The following is a 2,551-nucleotide window of genomic DNA, read 5'->3' on the forward strand; positions in this document are numbered from 1 at the left end:
GTCGACGCGCCTTCGACGGCACCTGCCGGCGGATTGAGCGACGCGAAGGCGGGGCCTGCCGCCGGTGTGAGGAACATGCCGGCGAAGGCAAGGGCGCCAATCGCCATGAACATCGCCATCGGATGGTCGCTGGCGCGCTGGCGCAGCGCCAGCTTCGGTCGCCGATCGTTGCGCTCCGGTGCCTGGAGGCGGTTGTTGGCGGTCTGGACTTTCGTGAACATCGCAATCCCCTTCATTGTCTTTCTTTTTGCTATGAAACGAATGTATCCGCACCCGGTAACGGATGGATGATACGCGATGGCTGCCCGTGTAACCGGCTTGAAACAGAAAAATCGGGCATGATCGGGCATATTCGGTCATTCCCCGATTTTCGTGTTCGTTTGCAATTTCTGTTCCATAAGCGCGACCTGAAAGGCGACCTCACAGGCGAAGCAATGGGCCTGAGGCGGTCTTGCGGACTATGAGCAATCTCACACTTGCGAAGGAAATCGGGGCCGGGACTGCGTCTCTGAGAGCCGCCGCTTCTCGCTGCCAGGTCGACGTCGATCGGGCCGCTCCGGGCCTGTTTCAGAACCCTGGTTAACGCCCGGATTTTCCGTGATTTTCCCTGGCCAGATCGTCGCTGAGCGGATGCAAACCCAGCGCCATCAAAATTTTATATTTCAACAAACCATTGCATTTCAAAGCAAAATATACTTATATTGAATGATCATTCAACAAAAGAAGAGCCTTCTATGAACCCGCATCTCCGTGACGTGGCGATCCCCAACGATTGGGACCGGCGGGGTCTACCGGGATGGAGCTACCACTCCAACGCGCTTCTAGAACTCGAGAAGGAATACGTCTTCCGCAACCATTGGCAGATCGCCGGACATGTCTCCGACGTGCCCAATCCCGGCGACTATCTGACCATGGATGTCATCGGCGAACGGGCGCTGATCGTGCGCGGCAAGGACGGCCTCGTGCGCGCTTTCAACAATATGTGCCGCCATCGCGGCAGCCGCGTCGTCGCCGACAGCCAGGGCACCTGCAAGAACGCGCTTGTCTGCCCGTTCCATGGCTGGGTCTACAATCTCGACGGCACGCTGCGCGGTGCCGCCCGTCCGCGCTCCTTCCCCGATCTCGACAAGACCGAATTCGGCCTGATGCCGCTCGACCTCGAAATCTGGATGGGTTTCATCTTCATCCGCTTCCACGAGGGAGGCCCGCAGCCCTCGGTGGCCGAGCTTTTGAAGCCGATCGAGGCCGAGATCGCGCACTATCGCGTCGCCGAGATGGTGCCATCGTGGGGCATCTGGACCCAAAAATCGCCGGTCAACTGGAAGTCGGTGCGCGACGTCGACAATGAAGGCTACCACGTCGCCATGGCGCATCCGGCGCTACAGGATCTTTATGGTGCGACCTATTTCGACGAGCCCTTCGTCAACGGCGTGTCGCGATCCTTCGCCACCTACAATCCGCATGCCGGGCGGCGCTGGAGCGTGCGCGAATACATCAAGCGAGCGCCCGACGCTTCGCATCTGCCGGAGCATCTGCGCAAGGCCTGGATCTACTACGGCATCTTCCCCAACAACGCGCTGTCGATCATGCCGGAATCCGTGCAGTTCTATCAGGAGTTCCCGCTGTCGACCGGCGAGACCCTGCTGCGCGGCGCAATCTACCGCTACAAGGACGAAACGAGAGAACAGGCGGCGGCGCGCTATCTCGCCTACCGCATCGACCGCGACACAATGGACGAGGACGTGCAGCTTTCGGTGTGGTCGAACGAATCCATGCTGTCGGAAGCCTTCGAGGGGTTCTATCTCTCCGACCTCGAATATGGCGTGCGCACCCACCACGATCATCTGCGCAAGCAGATCCCCGTGCTCGGCCTGGAGACGGCGCCGGAGGAAAAGAACATGTGGGCGCTGAACGACGCGCTGCGGTCGAGGGGATAGAGCAGGCAGGTGAGGGGCAGCGCAGGTTTTTGAGATTATCGTTTTAGTCAGACGCCAATTTCTGGCGTCGTCCGGCGACCAACCAATCGCCGAGGTCGGCGCTGCCCCTCATCCCCCTGCGGGCACCTTCTCCCGTAGAACGGGGAGAAGGAAGAACCCTCACCCCCGCCAGACGCCCTCTTTCCTGAGATCGTCCATCGTGCGCGAAATGCCCTCTCGCAGGATCGCCACCATGTCGTCGATCTGCTCGCGCGAAATAATCAGCGGCGGCGACATCACGCACATGTTGATCAGCGGCCTGACCAGCAAGCCTAGCTCATGGCAATGTGCGTCGATGCGTTTGCCGACGTCCTTGTCGAGCTGCAGCGGATTCCTGCTTTCGCGATCGGCGACGCATTCGATGCAAGCCATCAGCCCCATGCCGCGCACCTCGCCGACCAGCGGCAATTCCTCCAGCGACTTCAGCCGCGCCTGGAAATAGGGCGCGACCTCACGCGCGTGCGCGAGCACGCCGTCTTCCAGCAGGTCGAGATTCTTCAGCGCCACCGCGCAGCCGATCGGATGGCTGGTGTAGGTGAGGCCGTGGCCGAACAGCGCGTCGGGATGGTTGGAAC

General features: G+C 60.7%; 2 protein-coding genes and 1 pseudogene. 1 reads left to right on the forward strand and 2 read right to left on the reverse strand.

The window, feature by feature from the left end:
- A pseudogene (locus tag EN781_RS30415) lies at positions 1-221 on the reverse strand (hypothetical protein); the annotation flags it as partial.
- Between the two features lie 513 nt (positions 222-734).
- Here EN781_RS30415 and EN781_RS30420 point away from each other — a divergent pair.
- On the forward strand, positions 735-1,937 hold the full coding sequence (locus EN781_RS30420) for an aromatic ring-hydroxylating dioxygenase subunit alpha (RefSeq protein ID WP_126058019.1): 1,203 nt from the start codon (positions 735-737) through the stop codon (positions 1,935-1,937).
- A 159-nt stretch (positions 1,938-2,096) separates the two neighbouring features.
- Here EN781_RS30420 and EN781_RS30425 read toward each other — a convergent pair.
- Positions 2,097-2,551 (reverse strand): aminotransferase class III-fold pyridoxal phosphate-dependent enzyme (locus tag EN781_RS30425; protein WP_127400629.1); only part of this gene is annotated, 455 nt, incomplete at its 5' end.

The sequence above is a fragment of the Mesorhizobium sp. M4A.F.Ca.ET.090.04.2.1 genome (assembly GCF_003999085.1).
In the GTDB taxonomy this organism is placed as follows: domain Bacteria; phylum Pseudomonadota; class Alphaproteobacteria; order Rhizobiales; family Rhizobiaceae; genus Mesorhizobium.

Coding starts and splice junctions, on each gene's coding strand:
- EN781_RS30420 (WP_126058019.1), top strand. CDS start 735: ATGAACCCGCATCTCCGTGACGTGGCGATCCCCAACGATTGGGACCGG.